Source organism: Pseudomonas canadensis (assembly GCF_000503215.1).
Lineage (GTDB): Bacteria > Pseudomonadota > Gammaproteobacteria > Pseudomonadales > Pseudomonadaceae > Aquipseudomonas > Aquipseudomonas canadensis.
The window spans coordinates 1-21,083 of sequence record NZ_KI628540.1 but is presented as its reverse complement, the minus strand read 5'-3'; the positions used below and the strand labels follow the sequence as shown (position 1 = coordinate 21,083).

At 58.4% G+C, this 21,083-nt stretch carries 14 protein-coding genes and 3 rRNA genes; 4 read left to right on the top strand and 13 right to left on the bottom strand.

Annotated features, from left to right (window positions below):
* Window positions 1-6: 6 nt before the first annotated feature.
* On the top strand, window positions 7-1,062 hold the full coding sequence (locus U367_RS0128055) for an acyltransferase family protein (protein WP_028619520.1): 1,056 nt from the start codon (window positions 7-9) through the stop codon (window positions 1,060-1,062).
* A 21-nt stretch (window positions 1,063-1,083) separates the two neighbouring features.
* Here U367_RS0128055 and U367_RS0128050 read toward each other — a convergent pair whose 3' ends face one another.
* From U367_RS0128050 to U367_RS0128020, 7 genes are all read right to left on the bottom strand, one after another.
* Window positions 1,084-3,447: a TonB-dependent siderophore receptor gene (locus tag U367_RS0128050; protein WP_032864589.1), complete on the bottom strand. Its 2,364-nt coding sequence runs from the start codon at window positions 3,445-3,447 to the stop codon at window positions 1,084-1,086.
* Between the two features lie 142 nt (window positions 3,448-3,589).
* The gene (locus U367_RS0128045) at window positions 3,590-4,576 is read right to left on the bottom strand and encodes a FecR domain-containing protein (RefSeq protein WP_236639994.1); all 987 of its coding nucleotides are present in this window, start codon (window positions 4,574-4,576) and stop codon (window positions 3,590-3,592) included.
* Window positions 4,546-5,061: a sigma-70 family RNA polymerase sigma factor gene (locus tag U367_RS0128040; RefSeq protein ID WP_028619517.1), complete on the bottom strand. Its 516-nt coding sequence runs from the start codon at window positions 5,059-5,061 to the stop codon at window positions 4,546-4,548. The genes U367_RS0128045 and U367_RS0128040 overlap by 31 nt, the downstream gene beginning before the upstream one ends.
* A 112-nt stretch (window positions 5,062-5,173) precedes the next feature.
* Entirely contained in the window at window positions 5,174-5,761 is a 588-nt protein-coding gene (locus tag U367_RS0128035; RefSeq protein WP_028619516.1) for a DUF4174 domain-containing protein, read from the bottom strand.
* Between the two features lie 164 nt (window positions 5,762-5,925).
* Entirely contained in the window at window positions 5,926-6,558 is a 633-nt protein-coding gene (locus tag U367_RS0128030) for a glutathione S-transferase N-terminal domain-containing protein (RefSeq protein ID WP_028619515.1), read from the bottom strand.
* A gap of 12 nt (window positions 6,559-6,570) precedes the next feature.
* The gene (locus U367_RS0128025) at window positions 6,571-7,149 is read right to left on the bottom strand and encodes a GNAT family N-acetyltransferase (RefSeq protein WP_028619514.1); all 579 of its coding nucleotides are present in this window, start codon (window positions 7,147-7,149) and stop codon (window positions 6,571-6,573) included.
* Window positions 7,150-7,220: 71 nt separating this feature from the next.
* Window positions 7,221-9,578, bottom strand: coding sequence for a DNA polymerase II (locus U367_RS0128020; RefSeq protein ID WP_028619513.1), 2,358 nt, complete (start codon window positions 9,576-9,578; stop codon window positions 7,221-7,223).
* A gap of 197 nt (window positions 9,579-9,775) precedes the next feature.
* Here U367_RS0128020 and U367_RS0128015 point away from each other — a divergent pair, with 197 nt between their 5' ends.
* Together U367_RS0128015 and U367_RS0128010 are read left to right on the top strand one after the other, a co-directional pair.
* Window positions 9,776-12,007: a TonB-dependent receptor gene (locus tag U367_RS0128015; RefSeq protein ID WP_028619512.1), complete on the top strand. Its 2,232-nt coding sequence runs from the start codon at window positions 9,776-9,778 to the stop codon at window positions 12,005-12,007.
* A gap of 87 nt (window positions 12,008-12,094) precedes the next feature.
* On the top strand, window positions 12,095-12,283 hold the full coding sequence (locus U367_RS0128010) for a hypothetical protein (protein WP_028619511.1): 189 nt from the start codon (window positions 12,095-12,097) through the stop codon (window positions 12,281-12,283).
* Window positions 12,284-12,339: 56 nt separating this feature from the next.
* Here U367_RS0128010 and U367_RS0128005 read toward each other — a convergent pair whose 3' ends face one another.
* Together U367_RS0128005 and U367_RS0128000 are read right to left on the bottom strand one after the other, a co-directional pair.
* Window positions 12,340-12,792: an SRPBCC family protein gene (locus U367_RS0128005; protein WP_028619510.1), complete on the bottom strand. Its 453-nt coding sequence runs from the start codon at window positions 12,790-12,792 to the stop codon at window positions 12,340-12,342.
* A 79-nt stretch (window positions 12,793-12,871) separates the two neighbouring features.
* A complete protein-coding gene (locus U367_RS0128000; RefSeq protein ID WP_236639993.1) occupies window positions 12,872-13,237 on the bottom strand; it encodes a TonB-dependent receptor in 366 nt (121 codons plus the stop codon).
* Here U367_RS0128000 and U367_RS0127995 point away from each other — a divergent pair.
* Window positions 13,220-13,621 (top strand): GFA family protein, encoded by a 402-nt coding sequence (locus U367_RS0127995; RefSeq protein WP_028619508.1) that lies wholly within the window; start codon window positions 13,220-13,222, stop codon window positions 13,619-13,621. The genes U367_RS0128000 and U367_RS0127995 overlap by 18 nt on opposite strands.
* Window position 13,622: 1 nt before the next feature.
* On the opposite strand, the gene mrdA is transcribed toward U367_RS0127995, so the two are convergent.
* The 4 genes from mrdA to U367_RS0127970 form a co-directional block, all read right to left on the bottom strand.
* Window positions 13,623-15,515 carry a penicillin-binding protein 2 gene (gene mrdA / locus U367_RS0127990; protein WP_028619507.1) on the bottom strand — a complete coding sequence of 631 codons (1,893 nt, stop codon included), beginning with the start codon at window positions 15,513-15,515 and terminating at the stop codon, window positions 13,623-13,625.
* A gap of 259 nt (window positions 15,516-15,774) precedes the next feature.
* Window positions 15,775-15,890: ribosomal RNA gene (gene rrf / locus U367_RS0127985) — 5S ribosomal RNA — on the bottom strand.
* Between the two features lie 370 nt (window positions 15,891-16,260).
* Window positions 16,261-19,152, bottom strand: a 23S ribosomal RNA gene (locus tag U367_RS0127975).
* A 278-nt stretch (window positions 19,153-19,430) separates the two neighbouring features.
* A 16S ribosomal RNA gene (locus tag U367_RS0127970) occupies window positions 19,431-20,967 on the bottom strand.
* The 16S, 23S and 5S rRNA genes sit together here, the layout of an rRNA operon.
* Window positions 20,968-21,083 lie beyond the last annotated feature (116 nt).

Here is a 21,083-nt window from a genome sequence, read left to right as displayed (position 1 = left end):
ACTCATATGAAACATCGCTGGATTCAAATGGATATCGCCAAAGGCATCGGCATCCTGGTGATCGTGTTTGCCCACAGTTGGTTCGTCGCCACTTCGCCGGACTTGCTGTACCCGGTGCTGGCGTCGTTCATCTTGCCGCTGTTCTTTTTTCTGTCGGGCGTGTTCTTCAAGCCCGAGCAGCCGTTCGTGGAGATGGCGATACGCAAGGCCGATGGCCTGCTCAAACCGTTTTTCTTCACCATGCTCACCTATGTGATCGTGCGCAGCATTCTGCGTGGCCAGCCGCTTTTGCCGGATATCGGCGGTGTGCTGTACGCCTCGGTGGATACCATTCCGTGGCAGGCGCTGTGGTTCCTGCCGCATTTCTGGGTGGCGATCCTGTTCAGTTGGGTGATGCTGCGCCTGATCCAGCGCCTGAAGCTGTCACTGTTGCTCAGTTGCGCGCTGGTAACGCTGCAGTTGATTGTGGGCGTCTGGATGCTGCCGTGGTTCTGGCAGTTGCCAGTCGCGTTCGGCGGGCATACCTGGGTGCTGCCGGGCCTGCCGTTCAGCCTGGATATCACCTTGATCAGCAGCACTTATTTCATTGTCGGCTACCTGCTGCGTGATTGGCTGCGCACCCACGCGGGCTCCTGGCTGACCCTGTTGATTTCGATTGCATTGTTCGTTGTGGTATTCACCTTCACCTGGGACACCATGGACCTGGCGCAGCGACGCTACGACCACTGGTTCTGGACCACCCTGCCGGCCGTGATCGGCGTGTACGCCTGCTGGGCGCTGGCGCGCGTATTAATGGTGTCGACCTGGGTCACGCGGGCCATGACCTATATCGGTCAGAACACCTTGATCCTGCTGATCTTCCACGGCGAGATCCAGCACAAGACGGTCGACCTGCTGGAGCGCCTGGGGCTGCCCGCGTTTGTCGCGGCCTGCGTGGGGTTTGTGGTGGCGGTGGTGGTGCCGTTGTTGATCGGGGAAGTGATCAAGCGGGTGGCGTTCCTGCGGTTTTTCTACTTTCCGTTTCCGGTGCGCAAGGCGCCTGTCGCAAAAACGGCGCCTTGAGGGCGCCGTTCAATCATTGCGTCAGAAAGCGTATTTGACACTGGTCATCAGGTTGCGCGGCGCTCCGTACATGCCGTGGTTGCCGGCGTAGCTGAAGTACTCGCGATCGAACAGGTTATTGACGTTGACCGAGGCGCTCAGCTTGGACGTCAGGTCATAGCGCACCAGCAAGTTGGTGATGGCGTAGCTGCCCTGGCTGAAGGTGTGCAGGTCTTCGCCGACCTTGCTCTGCCAGTTCACTCCGCCGCCCACGGTAAGCTTGTTGAACGCGCCGGGCAAACGGTAGGAAGTGAAGGTCTTCAGGCTCTGGCGCGGCAACGTCGTGACGATGCGTTTGTCGTCGGCATCGGTGCTCACCGCATAGGCATAGCCAGCGGAGGCTTGCCAGCCGTCAGCCAGTTCGCCGTTGAGCTCCAGCTCCACGCCTTCGGTGGTGGTGCCTTGCTCGTTGCGATAGGTGTTGCCGCCCGGGGTGTCGATCCAGATGGCCAGGTTGTCCTGCTCCAGCTTGAACAGCGCCAAGCTGGTGTTCAGCCGCTCGTCGAAGAAGCTGCCTTTGAGGCCGACCTCATACCCTTTGCCCTCCATCGGCGGCAGCGCCTTGTTATTGATGTCGCGCACCCAACTGGCCTGGGGATTGAAGATCTTGGTGTAGCTGGCGTAGGCCGACCAGTTGTCGGTGAGGTCATATACCACGCCGGCGTAAGGGATGTAGACGCCAGTTTCCGATTCGTCAGTGCGGGTCGCCGTGCCGCCGTAGGGTCGATCTTCGGTCTCGCGCTTCCAGTCGATCACCCGGCTGCCGAGGATCACGCTCAAGTCATCGGTCACTCGCAGTCGCGTGCTCAAGTAAGCAGCATATTGGCTCTCATCCACCGAGGATTTACCGGTGACATTGAACGCGGGCTTGACCGACTGGCCACCCCAATTGAACAGGTTGTCGATGGCACCGGCCGGCGAGCCGGAATAGTCGTAATGCCAGCCGCCGTAACTCGGCACGCTTTCATTGTATTTGGACAAGGTGACGCCCGCGATCAGCTCGTGCTCACGCCCGAGCAGGTCAAAGGGGCCGGTGGCGTAGAGGTCGATGTTGTCCTGGCGCGGCGTACCGGAGAAACGCACCGGCAATTGAGTGGTACCACTGCCGTTCGCGTTGAGCGAACCGTTGACGTAGTTGAAGACTTCATCGAACTGGTTTTCAGTGTGGGTGAATTCGGCCTTGGCGCTCCAGCCGCTGTCGAACGTCTGCTCAATGGCGGTGAAAAAGCTCGTCTGCTCATGATCGTTGTAGGACCACGCCGGCGCGGTGTTTAGCGAGCGGCTAAGGTTACTGCGCGAATCGTCGGTAAAGCGTGTGGGCAAACCGGAACGCGCCGGCGAATCGACGTCGGTGCGCAGGTAGCTGAAGCCCAGTGTCAGCAGCGTGTCTTCGCTGAGGTCGAACTCGGTGATGCCATAAAGCAGCTGCGTTTCCTGCTTGTAGCGATCGATCCAGGCGTGTTCGGTCTTGTAGTCCGCGACCAGGCGCCCGCGCACATTGCCGGTTTCGGTCAGCGGGCCGGAGACGTCCAGGCCGGTGCCATAGCGGTCCCAGGTGCCGCCTTCCGCCGTGACACTGGCGCGCGTCTCGGTCGTCGGGCGCTTGCGAATCAAGTTGATGGTCGCCGCCGGGTTGCCCATGCCGCTGATAAGGCCGGTGGCGCCGCGTACGATTTCAACGCGGTCATACATGGCCATGCTCTGGGTGTAGTTGTCCATGCGTGTGGCGGTGGGCACGCCGTCGATTTCGAAGTTCTGGATCTGGAAGCCGCGCGAGAAATAACCGTCACTCTCCGCCCCAAGGCCATCGCGCAACACGATGATGCCGGGAGTGGCATCGAGGGTGTCACTGAGATTGGTGAGACGTTGGTCATCCAGGCGCTGGCGGGTCATTACGGTGAGCGACTGCGGGGTTTCCCGAGGCGTCAGGTTCAGGCGCGTCGAACTGCTGGAGGACTGCGTGGTGTAAGAGCCAGTGCCCTCGGTGGTCGAGCCGGGTGCCTTGCCCGAAATGGACACGGTGCCCAGCTGCAATGCGCCATCGCTCGGGCGCCGCGCCAGTGAGTAAGTGTTGCCGCTGCCATGCACGGCTTGCAAGTTGCTGGTACTGAGCAGGATCGCCAGGCCGGTATCCAGGTCATGCCGCCCGCGCAGGCCTGGGCTGGTCTGGCCGTCGGTGAGCGCGGCCGGATAGGACAGCAGGATCTGGCTGGCCTGGCCGAACTGGTTGAGCGCCTCCGCCAGCGAACCTGGCGGGATGTCGAATTCCACTTGCGGTGCTGCGTGCACCCAGGCCGACGCCAGCAACAGCGGCGTGACCACAGTGACGCTGGCAATGCCCTGCATGACGGCAAGGGCCAATGATGTCTTCAAGCGTATGTTTTTCTTCGGTGTGTGCGGCTGCATGCCCTATTCCCCAGTGAAGGTAGTGTCTGGGGATACAAGTCTCGTGAGATTCGCAAACGGACCACCCAAGCGCGAAATAAATTCACACAAGCTTCTGGCGCGGCTTGAGGGCGACCCAGAAACGGGTGAAATGCTGCACGTCCAGCTTCAGGGTTTGCGCCAGCGCCGCGATAATCCGGTCGGTGTCGGACAGCGGATAGGTGCCGGATACGCGCAAGCCGCGCACCGCGGGATCACACGCCAGGCGCCCGCGACGGTAGCGGCTCAGCTCTTCGAGGAAGTCCTCCAGGCGCATGCCCTGAGCGACGATCATTCCACGACTCCACGCCAGTTCACCGTCCCGTTGCGGGCGCCGGGCGAGCAAGGTGTGGGCATCAAAACTGATGAGTTCGCCCGCCTGCAGCAGCAGGCTGCGCGACGGGATCTGTGCCGACAGCGCGCCCTGGTCTGCGCCCAATTGGGTAAAGCCATCGCGCTGGCGCACACTGAAGCGACCACTGACCGCACGGGTCAGGCCTTCGGCGGTTTTCACCCACAGCGGGCGGATATCCGTGGGGTTGGGGTCCACCAGGATTTCACCACGCAGCACATGGATCTGGCGTACATCCGCGGTGTATTTGACGTCGATGGCGGTGTCGGTATTGAGCTGCACTTGGGTGTTGTCCGCCAAACCGATGCGCCACTGCTCGCCGACGGTGGTGCTGAAGTCGCTGGTCCAGTGTTGCAGCAGCGCCGCGTCTTTGATGCTCCAAGCGGCGGTGCCTGACGCCAGCAACACGGCGAGGTGCTTGACGACCTGGCGACGTGACAACGCCGGCAACAGCGTCGCGCGGGCCAAGGCTTGATGGGTCGGTGTGCGCACATCCTGCAAACGCTGGAAAAATCGCTGGGAATGTTGCCAGGCCTGTTCATGGGCCGGGTCCTGCTCACGCCAGCGCTGCCATTCGGCGCGGGTCTGCTCGCTGACGTTCGGCACCTGCAGCTCCAGTTGCCAGTGCATCGCTTGCTCGGCGACCTCGATCGATAACGGCACCGGATTCATGACCGCTGGCTGTCCAGCAAGATGCATTGTGCACCCGCCTTGACGATGTAGCGTTTGACCGTGGTGATGCTGGTACCGAGGCGCTCGGCGATCTCGCCGTGGCTCAGGCCATCGAGCTGCGACCACAGGAACGCCTGGCGCACGGGCAAGGCCAGGCGGCTGAGCACTTCATCGAGGGCCATCAGGGTTTCGAGGAGGATCCACTGGGTTTCGGCGTTGGGCGCGGCGTCTTCCGGCAACAGGGCCAAGGCCTGCAAGTAGGCTTTTTCGAGTTTCTGCCGACGGAAGTGGTTGGACAGCACGCTTTGCGCCACTTTCGCCAGGAAGCTGCGCGGCGCGTGGATTTCAAGGGGCTGGTTCTTCGCCAGCAGCCGCAGGAATGTGTCCTGGGCCAGGTCGGCGGCGCTCTGCGGGCAGTTCAAGCGACGCCACAGCCATTGCTGCAACCAACGGTGTTGCTGGCGGTACAAGGTGGCCAGTTCAGTGGGGCTTACCGCAGGAGTCGAAGACATGGAGGCCGCGCGCGAAGAATAAGGCGTAAATGATAACGGTTATCATATTCTTCGCAGAGCTGTTACTGCAAGTTTCTGCTACGGGAGCCGGCTGCCCGGCTCCCGTACAGGGTCAGTCATCCAATGGCTGCGCTGCATGCTTGGCGGGCTTGCCAGGTTTGGCGCCAGCCTTGGCACCCTGCTTCTCCGCTGGTGCGGCAGCGGGTTCAGGCTCGGCCGGTGCAGCGGCTTCTTTCTCGGCCATCGGCATCTGGTCGATGGCGCTGAAGAATGCCTTCAGGTCGAGGGTATCCGGCGGTACGGTCTTCTCGAGTTTTTTCTCGCCGTCCTTGCCCACCAGGATCACTTTGGTGCCGCTGCCGGCGCCCAGCTTGAGGGCACGGATCAGCGCGTTGGTTTCCGGCGGGGTGAGTTTCCTGCTGTCCTTGGGGTCCTTGGCGAATTTCTCGCCTTCAGCACCGATGCTGCCGAACTTCACGGTGTAGAACACCATGCTGCGTTCTTCAAAGGACTGCTTGGTCGCAGGCTCGTCCAGCTGATTTTTGACCTTGGCCAAGGTGTCGTTGCCGGCATCAAGCTCCACCACCACCAGCGGCCGGGCCTTGCCCAAGTCCTGCTTGAGCGGGTTGATATCATCAGCAGCCAACAGCGGCCCCGTAAAAGCCATCAAGGTAGCCAGGGTCAGCGACCGGATGAGCATGCGCACCTCCTTTGAATTCCATGCAGGGTTCTTGAGTTTCATGTCTGCGACAGTCAAATTCAAGGATGATTCCTACACCACTTTAAGAAAGCGTAGGTCAGGACGCCCGCTACGCAAGGGTTTGGTGGCCGCGACTGTCATTGTTTCCACTGATTGCGGAAACATCATGAGACCTTCCACTGCGGCCAATGCCGAGCAAATACGGGTGCCACAAGGGGGTCGGCATCCACGTGCGCCAGTGACTGGGAAAAGCCCGGCGCCAGGCCGTTCAACGCCTCCCGTGCCTCGTCCCAGCGCGACACTGCAGCCGCCATCAAGCCCAGCGCGTTAGGCGTATTGTTGGCGGCAAACAACTGGTCGGCAAACTGATCGGCAAACACCACCCAGGCCTGGTGCAGGTAGCGGCGGGTGCCAGTGACAAGCTGCGCCTGCACGGTTTCGTTGACGTTACCGAGCCAGCGTTGCGGGTAGTCGATGATGCCGATGGCCGAGTAGCAATTGGCGGCGATGTACACCAGCCCGCGAATGATCTGCGCGCGGTTGCCGCCCAAGAGCTGGGAGGCGGGAAATTCCAGGCCCAGGTGGATCAGGATCGCAGCGCTTTCCGTCAGCACCTGGCCGTCCGGGGTCACCAGGGTGGGCACCTGTTTGAGCGGGTTGATGCGGGCCAATTCGTCACTGCCCTCGCCCTCCGCCCAGGAGGCTGCGTCTACCCGTCGCCACGGCACCCCACAGCGCTGCAGGGCAATTTCGATCATGCAGGAGCCGGATTCGTCGATGCCATAGAGCGTGTACATGGGCTTTTCCTCCTAGCGTTGCAGTTTGGCCTGCAAGGTGGCCTTCACTTGCGGCCATTCCGAATCGATGATGCTGAAGCGCACCGAGTTGCGCTTGCGGCCATCGGGCATGATGCGTTCGTGGCGCACGATGCCTTCCTGCACGGCGCCGAGCCGCAGGATCGCCGCGCGGGATTTTTCGTTGAGTTCGTCGGTGGTGAATTGCACGCGCACGCAGTCGAGCACTTCGAAAGCGTAGGTCAGCAACAGCAGCTTGGCTTCGGTATTGATGCCGCTTTTCTGCGTGGACAGCGCCAGCCAGGTATGGCCGATCTCCAGCTTGCGATTGACCCGGTCGACCTTCCAGAACCGCGTGCTGCCGACCACTTGGCCGGTATCGCGGCGCACCAGGGTGAAGGGGATCACGCTGCCGGCGTCGCGCCCCGCCAGGGCGGTGTCGATGTATTTATCAACAGTGTCCGGGCCCGGTACGTTGGTGACCTTGAGGTTCCACAGTTCGCCATCGGCCGCGGCCTCGAGCAAGGCGGCCTTGTGTTCCCTTTGCAGGGGCAGGAGTTCGACCGTCGTGCCGGTCAGGGTAAGTTGGGTCATGAGGGGCTGCGCCGTCTGGGTGGTCATCAGAGACAGAGAGTGCAGGCTCGCGCCCTGACGAATCAAGCGTTTTAAAACAGGCCCATTTGCCCACCGACCAGGGTGCTGAAATCGTCATTCACGAACGGCAGGATCGCATCGGCGACCGGCTGCAATTGCCGGGTGACGTAGTGGTCGTAGTCGATGGGCGCCTGCCGCACTTCCAAGGGTTCCGGGCCGTTGACGCTGATCACGTAGCTGATCCAGCCGCCGCGCTGGTATTGGCGCGGGCGGTTCAGGCGATCGTTGTACTCATCGGCCAGGCGCGCGGCGCGCACATGGGGCGGCACGTTGCGTTCGTAATCGTCCAGTCGGCGGCGCAGGCGTTTGCGGTAGATCAGCAACTCATCGAACTCGCCGCTGAGGGTACGGCGCACGTAGTCGCGGATGTAGTCCTGGTGGGGCTGGCGATGGAAGATGCGCTGGTAGAGTTCCTGCTGGAACCTGCGAGCCAGGGGCGACCAGTCGCTGCGCACGGTTTCCAGGCCTTTGTAGACCATTTCCTCGCTGCCATCGCTGCGTACCACCAGGCCGGCGTAGCGCTTCTTGCTGCCCTCTTCCGCACCACGGATGGTCGGCATGAGGAAGCGGGTGAAGTGGGTTTCGTACTGCAATTCCAGGGCGCTTTGCAGGCCGAGCGCGGTGAGCAGGTGCTCGCGCCACCAATCGTTGACGTGCTGCACCAAGGCTTGGCCGATACGACTGGCGTCCTCTTGGGAATGCGCACTGCCGAGCCACACGAAGGTCGAGTCGGTGTCGCCGTAGATCACCTCATAGCCTTGGGCTTCGACCAGTTCGCGGGTCTGGCGCATGATCTGGTGGCCACGCATCGTGATCGACGAGGCCAGGCGTGTATCGAAGAAGCGGCAGCCGCTGGAGCCGAGTACGCCGTAGAAGGCGTTCATGATGATTTTCAGCGCCTGGGACAGCGGCGCGTTATGTTCGCGCTTGGCCACTTCGCGGCCTTCGGAAACCCGTGCGACGATGGATGGCAGACAATGCCGGGTGCGGGAAAACCGTGCGCCACGAAAGCCTTCCACCGAATCACTGTCGTTAGGATGTTTGAGGCCTTCGATCAAGCCAACCGGGTCGATCAGGAAACTGCGGATGATCGACGGGTAGAGGCTTTTGTAGTCGAGCACCAACACCGATTCGTAAAGGCCAGGGCGCGAGTCCATGACAAATCCGCCGGGGCTGGCCTGGGGCGGCTTGTCGCCCAGGTTCGGCGCGACGAAGCCCTGGCGGTGCATCAGCGGCATGTACAAATGGGTGAACGCGGCGACGGAGCCACCTTTGCGGTCAGCCGGCAGCCCAGTGACGCTGGCGCGCTCCAGCAGGAACTTGAGCAGTTCGGTCTTCTCGAAAATCCGCGTGACCAACTCGCAGTCCTTGAGGTTGTAGCGCGCCAGGGCGGGCTTGTCCTCGGCGAACATACGGTTGATCTCGTCCATGCGCTGGTACGGCGTGGAGATGTCCTTACCTTCACCCAGCAAGGTTTGCGCGACATTTTCCAGGCTGAAGGATTCGAAATTCCAGGTGGCCGAACGCAGGGCTTCGATGCCATCGATGATCAAGCGCCCCGCCGCCGCCGCGAAGTAATGGTTGCGGCTGCCGTGTTCGCGCCAGGCCATCGGTTCTTCACCACGGCCAAGCATGAGCGGCACGTTGAGGCGCTGGGCATGTTCGTGGAGCACGCGCAGGTCGAACTGCACCACGTTCCAGCCGATGATCGCATCGGGGTCGTGCAGCGCCAGCCATTGGTTGAGGCGTTCGAGCAGTTGGGCACGGGTATCGCAGTAGTCGAGCTTGAAGTCCACCGCGTCGGTGTTGTTCGGCGGGCCAAGCATGTACACCTGGCGCTCGCCGCAGCCTTCGAGGGCGATAGAGTAGAGATCGCCCTGGGCAGTGGTTTCGATGTCGAGGGACACCAGTTTCAGCGGCGGACGGTAGTCGGGCGCGGGTTTCATCTGCGCGTCGCAGAGCACACCGCTGGCGTCGGGTGTGCCGCCAAACCACACCGGCGCCGTGATGAAACGCTCCATCATGTAGCGCTCGGGCGGGCGCACGTCGCCTTCGTAGACGTCGACACCCGCCGCGCGCAGACGTTTTTCCACATCCATCGCCTGGCGGTGCTGGCGGGTATACAGGCCAAGGACGGGGCGGTGATGGAAATCGCACAGCTGCAACGGGCGCAACTCGATATCGCGCTCGCCCTTGAGCAGCCAATCCAGCGGCTTGCGATGGGCCTCGGGGATGAACATCACCGAGGTCTGCACGGGTAGGCGGATAAACCTCGGGCCCTGGTCGGTGGCCAGCCAGAAGCTGACCTCCGTGCCCGCCGGGGTATCGCGCCAATGCCGGGTCAGGACAAAACCCTGCTGTAAATCCACCGTACCGCACCTCAGGAATCGCTTTCAGGGCGTGATTCTACTCGGCATCCGCGCGCGCAGACCGTGTTGGTAAAAATTTGTTGCATCGCGCTAATAATAATTACTATCATTTGCACCGGAGTCGTATCCGCGCAGTGAGGACGCGCAACGCCGTTGCCCTTTTCCTCACACATGACGGTTAGCCGTCAGGATCGCCCATGCCCGCCCCATTCGCCGTGCCGTTTCGCCCGACCCTGCTCGCCCTGTGCTGCTCCCTGAGCCTCAGCGCTCATGCTGCCACCCCAGCCACCCCGCAGGATGCGAACACCGGTCAGGAGGGCAACACGCTGGAACTGGGCGCTACCAACATCAATGCCGACGCCCCCGCACCAAGCGCCCTACCCCCGGTGTACGCCGGCGGCCAAGTGGCACGCGGAGGTCAATTGGGTGTGTTGGGCAACCAGGACATCATGGACGTGCCATTCAGCATGGCCTCCTACACCGAGAAACTGATTCGCGACCAGCAGGCCGAGACCGTCGGTGATGTGCTACTCAACGACTCGTCCGTGCGCCAGGCGTCGGGGTTTGCCAATCAGGCGCAGACCTTCATGATCCGTGGCCTGCCACTGAATGGCGACGACATTTCCTTCAACGGCTTGTACGGCATCCTGCCGCGACAGATCATCTCCACTGACGCCTTGGAGCGCGTGGAAGTGTTCAAGGGCCCCAATGCCTTCATCAACGGCGTGACGCCCGGCGGCTCGGGGATCGGCGGCGGTGTGAACCTGCAACCCAAGCGGGCCGATGATGTGCCGTTGCGTCGATTCAGCACTGATATCAGCAGTGATGGGCGGGTGGGCGAACACTTGGATATTGGCCAGCGTTTCGGTGAAGACAACCGTTTTGGCGCACGGGTGAACCTGTCCCAGCGCGAAGGCGACACCGGTATCGATGATGAAAGCCAGCGCTCGAAGCTGTTTGCCGTCGGCCTGGACTACCGTGGCGATGCGTTGCGCTTGTCGAGTGACTTTGTGTACCAGAAGCAGCGTATCAACGGCGGGCGCAATTCGGTCTTCCTGGGCACCGCCACCCATGTCCCGGATGCACCGTCGGCCGACACCAACTACGCGCCGAGCTGGAGCAGCACCAACCTTGAAGACACCCTGGGAATGCTGCGCGCCGAGTATGACTTGAACGATAACTGGACGGCCTATGCGGCGGCAGGCGCCAAGCACACCCGCGAAATGGGGCGCTACTCGTCGGTGACCCTGACCGATAACCTGGGCAATGCCACCGCCAGCGGTTCGACCATCGCCCATGAAGAAGACAACAGCAGCGTCATGGGCGGCCTGAACGGCAAGTTCCAGACCGGCCCTGTAAGCCATCGACTCAACTTCGGCTTGGCCGGCATCTGGACCCAGGCGCGCAACGCTTATGTGTTCGCCAGCCCACGCACCCCAACCAATATCTACAACCCGGTGACCGGTGCCCCACCGGCCCTGAACAACCCACGCAATACACCGGGCACCGACTTCAGCGACCCGACCATCACCGCCAAGACCTTTGTGCGCAGTACGGCGGTGTCCGACACGCTGGGGTTCTTCGATGACCGCCTGTTGGTGACGGTCGGTGCACGCCGCCAGCAAATCGTGGTGCAGGGTTACAACTACATGAGCGGCACGCGTACCGCCAACTATGACGAATCGATCACCACGCCGGTCTACGGCCTGGTCTTCAAGCCTTGGGAGCATGTGTCCTTCTATGCCAACCGCATCGAAGGTTTGGCCCAAGGCCCGACGTCGCCTGTCAACTCCGGGGGCAGGACGGTGATTGGCGGCGGCCAACCCTTTGCACCGGCCCGCTCCAAGCAAATCGAAGCAGGCGTCAAGGTTGATATGGGCACCTATGGGGCAACACTGGGCGTTTACCGTATCGAACAACCTGGGGCTGGTTACGTTCAAGTCATCGATGCAACGACAGCGCGTTATGTCCGCGAAGGCCTGCAAATCAACAAAGGCGTGGAACTGAACGTCTTCGGCGAACCGATCAGCGGCCTGCGCTTGCTGGGCGGCGTGACCGTCATGAAGACCGAACTCAAGGACACGCAAAACGGCGCCAACGACGGTAACCGCGCAATCGGCGTGCCTTCGTTCCAGCTCAATGCCGGCGTGGATTGGGATGTGCCTGGCCTGCAAGGCGTGACCCTCAACGGCCGCATGTTGCGCACCGGTGGGCAGTACGCCGACGCCGCGAACAACCTGAGTCTGCCGGCATGGAACCGCTTCGACGTAGGCGCGCGCTACAACTTCAAGGTGGCCCAGCGTGACGTCACCCTCGGCGCCACCGTGGAAAACGTCGCCAACGAAAAGTACTGGGAATCGGCGCAGGGCGGTTTCCTGAGCCAAGGCGATCCACGTGTTGCCAAGCTGTCGGCCAGCGTGGACTTCTAACAGGGCGGCAACAACGTGAGCCGGCAGATTTGCGCATCGCCGGCTCACCACTAGACTCAGGGCTTCTCTCACACGGAAGTCCTGAGAATGAAGTTATCTCGTTCCCTGCGCCAGGCAATCGCCCTGGCCACCCTGCAGAATCCAGCCGGTGCGACGAAGGTGTTGAACGTTGAGACACCGGAAATCCGTGCCGGCCTCAAAGACCTCAAGGTCGGGCAGAGTGTGGTGGTGACTTACACCGACACCCTGGAGATCACCACCGCTCACGAAGGCTGAGACTAATCAAAGACGGGCATCATTGAGGATGCCCGTTACCCTCAAGCCTGGCGGGCCTAGCTCAGGTAGTTTTCGATATTGCCCATCTGTTCGTCCCAGCCACGGGAATTCATTTTGAAGGCCTTCTGCCGTCGTGCCTCAGGCACGGCATCAAACCCGGATTCGACCACCCGCAGCAGAATACCCGGCGCCCGATCCTCAATCGTGAATTCCACCAACGTTGGGGTTTCCTGGTAGTAGTCGACATCCTCATCTACCGCATAGGGATGCCACCAGAAAGAAAACAGTGTTTGCGGCAGGATGCGTTCGATCCTGGCCTTCCAGATCACATGTTCGTAGCCCGGATAAGTGATCGGCGCCTCGATTCTTTGCCCGGCAACGAAGGTTTTGCCTGTAAGGGCGATACCAAACCATTGGCCGAATTGCTCGGCATCGGTGATGGCCTCCCAGACCTGCCTACGTGACGCGTTGAGCAGGGCTTTTCGTTCGATTCGATCCAATACGTGCATAAGTCACCTCCTCCATTGACAGTAGGCGACATCGAACAATGCGCAGCCTTTCGGCCACGCATTGGTGTTGCGACTTACTTCAGAACTTCCACTTGGCGTTGACCATCGCGTTACGCAGCTCGCCGTAGGAACCTGAGTTGAACGTGCCCATGCCGTCGTAATACTTCTTGTCGAACAGATTGTTGACGTTCAGTCCTACGGACAAGTGCTCATCCACCTGGTAGTTCGCCAACAGGCCCGCCACAGCGAAGGAATCCTGGACCGCCTTGTAGCACGGCCCGGTGTAGTTGATCTGCGTGGTGGCATACGACTCGCGGTAGGTGTAGCCGCCGAATACGTTCCAACCGGCAGCCACTTCACCGGAAATCTCGGATGCGCAGCGTGTCGGCGAAAGGTAAATTGTCCCCCTCCCCTCGAGGTGATCACGATGACTCAACAGCTCCATGGAAGTTGCTTCTGCAAGGCCGTGCACTATCAACTCGACAGCCTGGATATGCCCATCAGCCACTGCCATTGCGACAGCTGCCGCAAGGTGCATGCGGCGGCATTTGTGGCGACGGCAGGCGTGATGCGTGAACACTTTCGCTGGACACAGGGCCAGGAGTTGCTGGCGTCCTTCGAATCGTCGCCGGGTAAACTGCGGCATTTCTGCTCGCGCTGTGGTTCACACCTGATGGCGGAGCGAGGGCATCAACCCCACGTCATTGTGCGGGTGGCGACGCTGGATGACGATCCGGGCGTCAGGCCCACCGCGCACATCTGGACCGCCCATGATGTGCCTTGGCTGGTCTACGAAGACGTAGACCAATGGGACGAGTGGAAAGCCTGAATCACACCTTGGGGTCGCCGGGCGCTTTTGCCGGAGTCGCATATTGCGGTTTCAGATGGCCTTCCTGGTCGAGCAGCCAGGCGTCCATGATTTGGCGCACCACCGGGCCTGCCACGCGGCCACCGGCCTCGCCGTTTTCGATCATCACCGAAATCACGATCTTCGGGTGTTCGGCCGGCGCGAAGCCAACGAACAGGGCGTTGTCGCGATGGCGTTCCAGGGTCTTCTCCCGGTTGTAGCGCTCACCTTGCTTGATCGCCACCACTTGCGCCGTACCACTCTTGCCGGCAATGCGGTATTGCGCGCCTTGTGCGGCAGCGCGGGCGATGCCACGCGGATCGTGCATCACCAGTTGCATGCCGTGATTGACCTGTTCCCAGTCACGCGGGTCCTTGAGGACCACGTTGGGCATGGGGTTTTCATCCACGGGTGGCACACCATTAATGGTCTTGGCCAGGTGCGGTCGGTGCCACACGCCTTTATTGGCGATCAGTGCGGTAGCCTGGGCCAGTTGCAGTGGCGTGACCTGCATGTAGCCCTGACCAATGCCGAGGATCACGGTTTCGCCCGGGAACCAGGGTTGCCGGCGCGTGGCGCGCTTCCAGGCCTGGGAAGGCATCAGGCCGGCGGACTCTTCGAACATGTCCAATGAGACTTTCTGGCCCAGGCCGAACTCAGCCAGGTAGTCGTGCAGGCGATCGATGCCCAGCTTGTGGGCCAAGTCGTAAAAGTAGGTGTCGTTGGAACGCATGATGGCCGCGTCCATGTCCACCCAACCGTCGCCGCTGTGGTTCCAGTTGCGGTATTTGTGGTCAAAGTCCGGCAACTGGTAGTAGCCAGGATCGAATACTCGGGTTTGAGCAGTGACAACACCACTGTCCAGGCCGGCGATGGCGACTTCCGGCTTGATGGTCGAACCTGGCGCGTAGAGCCCGCGTAATACACGGTTGAACAGCGGACGGTCGATGGAGTCGTGCAGCGCGGCGTATTCCTTGAAGCTGATACCGGTAACAAACAAGTTCGGATCGAAACTTGGCTTGCTGACCATGGCCAGTACTTCACCGGTTTGCGGGTCCAGTGCAACCACCGAACCACGGCGATCACCCAAGGCTTCTTCTGCCGCTTCCTGAAGGTGCACGTCGAGGCTCAGCACGATGTTTTTGCCGGGGATCGGGTCGGTGTGCTTGAGTACGCGCAGTACGCGGCCCTGAGCATTGGTCTCGACCTCTTCATAGCCGACGTGGCCATGCAACTCGGATTCGTAGAAGCGCTCGATACCGGTCTTGCCGATGGACTGCGTACCGCGGTACTCCACGGAGTCGAGGGCTTTGGATTCCTTCTCGTTGATCCGGCCTACGTAACCGATAGAGTGCGCAAAGTGAGCGCCCAACGGGTAATGGCGGACGAACTGCGGTTCTACGTCTACGCCTGGGAGGCGGAACTCGTTCACGGCCAGCAGCGCGATCTGCTCTTCGGTCAGTTCGTAAAACAAGGTCACAGGGACGAAAGGATGGCGCGCCTGTTTCAGCGCCTTGTCGAAGACAGCGCGGTCTTCGGTAGGCAGGTGCAGCAAGCTGACGATAGCGTCCAACTCCCCCTTGAGGTCGGTAGTGCGTTCGCGGGTGATGGTCAGGTTGTAGCTGGGGCGGTTGTCGGCCAGTACCACGCCGTTACGGTCATAGATCAACCCACGCGTCGGGGTGATCGGCAATACGTGGACACGGTTGTTCTCGGAAATCGTGGAGTGATAGTCGAACTGTACGACCTGCAGGAAGTACATGCGCCCCACTAGCGCGCAGGTGATGCCGATCACCAACAGCGCGCAGGCGAGCAGGCGCTTGTTGACTAGGCGGTTCTCTTTTTCGTGATCTTTGATCGGTATGGGTTCAGGCATTTCTACAGCATCTCGTTGAATAAGGTCGACGCCGCGTCCTGCGGATGAAAGATCAATCCCTGTGAAAATGTGCTGCACCATACCAAAAATGCGGAAACACTTTGTATCGAATTCCCGAACGGCATGCTGATGAGCCGTTTTTATGAGAGGAATTGCGCAGAGGAGTCACAGGGTTGTCGAATTGATTTGCGATGACTGACTTTTCGACCGCCCAAAACAAAACCCCATCTGCTTTCGCAAATGGGGTTTCGGAATTTAATCTTGACGATGACCTACTCTCACATGGGGAAACCCCACACTACCATCGGCGATGCATCGTTTCACTACTGAGTTCGGGATGGGATCAGGTGGTTCCAATGCTCTATGGTCGTCAAGAAATTCGGGTACTGAGTCGTGGCTTATGCCTCGCTTCAGCAAATTGGGTATGTGACAGCTTTCGGTGTTTTGTGAGCGTCGAACTTTCGGTTCATTTTCGTCTTCACACACCGCAATCTGATGCTCGTTAGAGTAGTCAAATTGCTTGGGTGTTATATGGTCAANCTGAGTTCGGGATGGGATCAGGTGGTTCCAATGCTCTATGGTCGTCAAGAAATTCGGGTACTGAATCGTGGCTTATGCCTCGCTTCAGCAAATTGGGTATGTGACAGCTTTCGGTGTTTTGTGAGCGTCGAACTTTCGGTTCATTTTCGTCTTCACACACCGCAATCTGATGCTCGTTAGAGTAGTCAAATTGCTTGGGTGTTATATGGTCAAGCCTCACGGGCAATTAGTATTGGTTAGCTCAACGCCTCACAGCGCTTACACACCCAACCTATCAACGTCGTAGTCTTCGACGGCCCTTCAGGGAACTCAAGGTTCCAGTGAGATCTCATCTTGAGGCTAGTTTCCCGCTTAGATGCTTTCAGCGGTTATCTATTCCGAACATAGCTACCCGGCAATGCCACTGGCGTGACAACCGGAACACCAGAGGTTCGTCCACTCCGGTCCTCTCGTACTAGGAGCAGCCCCTCTCAAATCTCAAACGTCCACGGCAGATAGGGACCGAACTGTCTCACGACGTTCTAAACCCAGCTCGCGTACCACTTTAAATGGCGAACAGCCATACCCTTGGGACCGGCTTCAGCCCCAGGATGTGATGAGCCGACATCGAGGTGCCAAACACCGCCGTCGATATGAACTCTTGGGCGGTATCAGCCTGTTATCCCCGGAGTACCTTTTATCCGTTGAGCGATGGCCCTTCCATACAGAACCACCGGATCACTAAGACCTACTTTCGTACCTGCTCGACGTGTCTGTCTCGCAGTCAAGCGCGCTTTTGCCTTTATACTCTACGACCGATTTCCGACCGGTCTGAGCGCACCTTCGTACTCCTCCGTTACTCTTTAGGAGGAGACCGCCCCAGTCAAACTACCCACCATACACTGTCCTCGATCCGGATAACGGACCTGAGTTAGAACCTCAAAGTTGCCAGGGTGGTATTTCAAGGTTGGCTCCACGCAGACTGGCGTCCACGCTTCAAAGCCTCCCACCTATCCTACACAAGCAAATTCAAAGTCCAGTGCAAAGCTATAGTAAAGGTTCACGGGGTCTTTCCGTCTAGCCGCGGATACACTGCATCTTCACAGCGATTTCAATTTCACTGAGTCTCGGGTGGAGACAGCGCCGCCATCGTTACGCCATTCGTGCAGGTCGGAACTTACCCGACAAGGAATTTCGCTACCTTAGGACCGTTATAGTTACGGCCGCCGTTTACCGGGGCTTCGATCAAGAGCTTCGCGTTAGCTAACCCCATCAATTAACCTTCCGGCACCGGGCAGGCGTCACACCCTATACGTCCACTTTCGTGTTTGCAGAGTGCTGTGTTTTTAATAAACAGTCGCAGCGGCCTGGTATCTTCGACCGGCATGAGCTTACGGAGCAAGTCCTTCACCCTCACCGGCGCACCTTCTCCCGAAGTTACGGTGCCATTTTGCCTAGTTCCTTCACCCGAGTTCTCTCAAGCGCCTTGGTATTCTCTACCCAACCACCTGTGTCGGTTTGGGGTACGGTTCCTGGTTACCTGAAGCTTAGAAGCTTTTCTTGGAAGCATGGCATCAACCACTTCGTTAACTAAAAGTTAACTCGTCATCAGCTCTCGGCCTTAGAATCCCGGATTTACCTAAGATTCCAGCCTACCACCTTAAACTTGGACAACCAACGCCAAGCTGGCCTAGCCTTCTCCGTCCCTCCATCGCAATAACCAGAAGTACAGGAATATTAACCTGTTTTCCATCGACTACGCTTTTCAGCCTCGCCTTAGGGACCGACTAACCCTGCGTCGATTAACGTTGCGCAGGAAACCTTGGTCTTTCGGCGTGGGTGTTTTTCACACCCATTGTCGTTACTCATGTCAGCATTCGCACTTCTGATACCTCCAGCAAGCTTCTCAACTCACCTTCACAGGCTTACAGAACGCTCCTCTACCGCATCACTTACGTGATACCCGTAGCTTCGGTGTATGGTTTGAGCCCCGTTACATCTTCCGCGCAGGCCGACTCGACTAGTGAGCTATTACGCTTTCTTTAAAGGGTGGCTGCTTCTAAGCCAACCTCCTAGCTGTCTAAGCCTTCCCACATCGTTTCCCACTTAACCATAACTTTGGGACCTTAGCTGACGGTCTGGGTTGTTTCCCTTTTCACGACGGACGTTAGCACCCGCCGTGTGTCTCCCATGCTCGGCACTTGTAGGTATTCGGAGTTTGCATCGGTTTGGTAAGTCGGGATGACCCCCTAGCCGAAACAGTGCTCTACCCCCTACAGTGATACATGAGGCGCTACCTAAATAGCTTTCGAGGAGAACCAGCTATCTCCGAGCTTGATTAGCCTTTCACTCCGATCCACAGGTCATCCGCTAACTTTTCAACGGTAGTCGGTTCGGTCCTCCAGTTAGTGTTACCCAACCTTCAACCTGCCCATGGATAGATCGCCCGGTTTCGGGTCTATTCCCAGCGACTAGACGCCCTATTAAGACTCGCTTTCGCTACGCCTCCCCTATTCGGTTAAGCTCGCCACTGAAAATAAGTCGCTGACCCATTATACAAAAGGTACGCAGTCACCCAACAAAGTGGGCTCCCACTGCTTGTACGCATACGGTTTCAGGATCTATTTCACTCCCCTCTCCGGGGTTCTTTTCGCCTTTCCCTCACGGTACTAGTTCACTATCGGTCAGTCAGTAGTATTTAGCCTTGGAGGATGGTCCCCCCATATTCAGACAAAGTTTCTCGTGCTCCGTCCTACTCGATTTCATGACTAAGAGATTTTCGCGTACAGGGCTATCACCCACTATGGCCGCACTTTCCAGAGCGTTCCGCTAATCTCAAAGCCACTTAAGGGCTAGTCCCCGTTCGCTCGCCACTACTAAGGGAATCTCGGTTGATTTCTTTTCCTCAGGGTACTTAGATGTTTCAGTTCCCCTGGTTCGCCTCTTGCACCTATGTATTCAGTACAAGATAACCATCTTATGATGGCTGGGTTCCCCCATTCAGACATCTCCGGATCAAAGTCTGTTTGCCGACTCCCCGAAGCTTTTCGCAGGCTACCACGTCTTTCATCGCCTCTGACTGCCAAGGCATCCACCGTATGCGCTTCTTCACTTGACCATATAACCCCAAGCAATCTGGTTATACTGTGAAGACGACATTCGCCGAAAATTCGAATTTCTCAGTTAAGAGAACTCACAAATTTTACCTTAGCCTGATCCGTTACCAGTGAAAGTAACGTTCAGTCTATCTTTCTATCACATACCCAAATTTTTAAAGAACGGTTCTGAAAAAGATCAGAGCTAATTATTCGATTCGAATAGTTAGCTCTGCACTTTTACAAACGCATGAATCAAGCAATTCGTGTGGGAACTTATGGAGCAGCTGATGTCGTCGATTAAGGAGGTGATCCAGCCGCAGGTTCCCCTACGGCTACCTTGTTACGACTTCACCCCAGTCATGAATCACACCGTGGTAACCGTCCTCCCGAAGGTTAGACTAGCTACTTCTGGTGCAACCCACTCCCATGGTGTGACGGGCGGTGTGTACAAGGCCCGGGAACGTATTCACCGCGACATTCTGATTCGCGATTACTAGCGATTCCGACTTCACGCAGTCGAGTTGCAGACTGCGATCCGGACTACGATCGGTTTTATGGGATTAGCTCCACCTCGCGGCTTGGCAACCCTCTGTACCGACCATTGTAGCACGTGTGTAGCCCAGGCCGTAAGGGCCATGATGACTTGACGTCATCCCCACCTTCCTCCGGTTTGTCACCGGCAGTCTCCTTAGAGTGCCCACCATTACGTGCTGGTAACTAAGGACAAGGGTTGCGCTCGTTACGGGACTTAACCCAACATCTCACGACACGAGCTGACGACAGCCATGCAGCACCTGTCTCAATGTTCCCGAAGGCACCAATCTATCTCTAGAAAGTTCATTGGATGTCAAGGCCTGGTAAGGTTCTTCGCGTTGCTTCGAATTAAACCACATGCTCCACCGCTTGTGCGGGCCCCCGTCAATTCATTTGAGTTTTAACCTTGCGGCCGTACTCCCCAGGCGGTCAACTTAATGCGTTAGCTGCGCCACTAAAAGCTCAAGGCTTCCAACGGCTAGTTGACATCGTTTACGGCGTGGACTACCAGGGTATCTAATCCTGTTTGCTCCCCACGCTTTCGCACCTCAGTGTCAGTATTAGTCCAGGTGGTCGCCTTCGCCACTGGTGTTCCTTCCTATATCTACGCATTTCACCGCTACACAGGAAATTCCACCACCCTCTACCATACTCTAGTCAGTCAGTTTTGAATGCAGTTCCCAGGTTGAGCCCGGGGATTTCACATCCAACTTAACAAACCACCTACGCGCGCTTTACGCCCAGTAATTCCGATTAACGCTTGCACCCTCTGTATTACCGCGGCTGCTGGCACAGAGTTAGCCGGTGCTTATTCTGTCGGTAACGTCAAAACACTAACGTATTAGGTTAATGCCCTTCCTCCCAACTTAAAGTGCTTTACAATCCGAAGACCTTCTTCACACACGCGGCATGGCTGGATCAGGCTTTCGCCCATTGTCCAATATTCCCCACTGCTGCCTCCCGTAGGAGTCTGGACCGTGTCTCAGTTCCAGTGTGACTGATCATCCTCTCAGACCAGTTACGGATCGTCGCCTTGGTGAGCCATTACCTCACCAACTAGCTAATCCGACCTAGGCTCATCTGATAGCGCAAGGCCCGAAGGTCCCCTGCTTTCTCCCGTAGGACGTATGCGGTATTAGCGTTCGTTTCCGAACGTTATCCCCCACTACCAGGCAGATTCCTAGGCATTACTCACCCGTCCGCCGCTCTCAAGAGAAGCAAGCTTCTCTCTACCGCTCGACTTGCATGTGTTAGGCCTGCCGCCAGCGTTCAATCTGAGCCATGATCAAACTCTTCAGTTCAAACATCTTTGGGTTTTTAAGAAACCCTAAACTTGGCTCAGCAATCGTTGGTTACATCTTTGATTTCTCGCGGAGTAACTTGTGATGCTGATAATCTTGTTGACTATCAGTCTGAC